Source organism: Paenibacillus sp. LC231 (genome assembly GCF_001860525.1).
Classification (GTDB): domain Bacteria; phylum Bacillota; class Bacilli; order Paenibacillales; family Paenibacillaceae; genus Paenibacillus_AQ.
The window spans coordinates 1-1,258 of the sequence record NZ_JFOM01000046.1 but is presented as its reverse complement, the minus strand read 5'-3'; the positions used below and the strand labels follow the sequence as shown (position 1 = coordinate 1,258).

The 1,258-nt window shown below is 44.3% G+C and carries 1 protein-coding gene; it reads right to left on the bottom strand.

Annotated elements, in window-relative coordinates:
• Positions 1-36: 36 nt before the first annotated feature.
• Positions 37-1,258 (bottom strand): IS3 family transposase gene (locus tag AK95_RS25500; RefSeq protein WP_162487653.1). Its coding sequence is split into 2 segments (ribosomal slippage), with 1,223 coding nucleotides annotated over them: positions 37-938 and positions 938-1,258; the frame shifts between segments, so codons are not numbered across the junction. This gene is flagged as partial in the annotation.

Genomic DNA, 1,258 nt, shown 5'->3' with positions numbered 1-1,258 from the left:
TGAAGTGACCCCCAAAAGTTAGACACGGTTATTTCATTAGGCAGCTTTCTCAAAATGAGTTCGGTACTGTACCGGACTCATTTTTAATTTTGCCTTTAACCGTTTGGTATTGTAGTATTCAATATATTTTTTCAGTTCTTCCTTAAAATGTTCCACACTTTCAAACTCTTTGTAGTACAGAAACTCCGACTTGAGAATGCCGAAGAAATTCTCTATGACGGCATTGTCGTAACAATTCCCTTTTCGTGACATGCTTTGGAGAATGCCTCTCGACTTAAGCGCATGGCGATACGGCTTCATTTGGTAATGCCATCCTTGATCTGAATGAAGGAGAAGTTGGTGTTCTTCCGGCAGACGCTTCAGTCCTGCATCCAGCATCTCGGATACTAGAGAATAGGTTGGTCGTGAACCCATGGTATAGGTGATAATTTCCCCGTTGAATAAGTCCAAAATTGGCGATAGATACAGCTTTTCTCCAAATAACTTAAACTCTGTAATGTCCGTCACCCATTTCTCATTTGGCGCCCCAGCCGTGAACTGGCGGTTCAGATGATTCGGTGCAATCTTGCCGACGGTCCCTTTATATGACTTATACTTTTTCATGCGGACCAGGCATTGAAGGCCCATCTTCTTCATGAGCCTCTGAACCTTTTTGTGGTTAACTTTCCACCCTCGGACTGCCAGTTCATCACGAATACGGCGATATCCGTAACGTCCATCATGTTCCACGTAAATGGACTGGATTTCAGCCCCCAACTCGGCATTCGGATCGGGTTGGTTCATACGCTTTATAAGGTTGTAATAGGTGCTGCGCGGGATACCAGCCAGCTGTACGAGTGCCTTCACCGGATATTTATGCCTTAGTTGCCAGACGGCTTGTGCTTTGTCTTGTTTGGTGATTTTTCCTTGTTTCGAACTAAGGCATTCAACTTTTTTAGATACTCATTTTCCATTTCAAGCTGTTTGATACGTTCTTCGAGTGCTTCGACAGACCCTTGAACTACGGATCGTCTGGTAGACGAATTGGAATTTTTCTTCATGGATGGACGCCCTTTCTTTGTTGGCTCAAGGGCTTCTAAACCGCCTGTCTCCATCTTTTTCTGCCAGGAATACAACATGGAGAAGTCCGGAAGCTTAAACAAAGCAGCGGTATCCATGAGAGAAGCGTCTGATTGAGCCATATGATTGAGTACGTCCAGTTTAAAGCTTGCCGGATAATTTGTATAGCCGTTAGTAAAGGCAGTCTCACCATGCATCT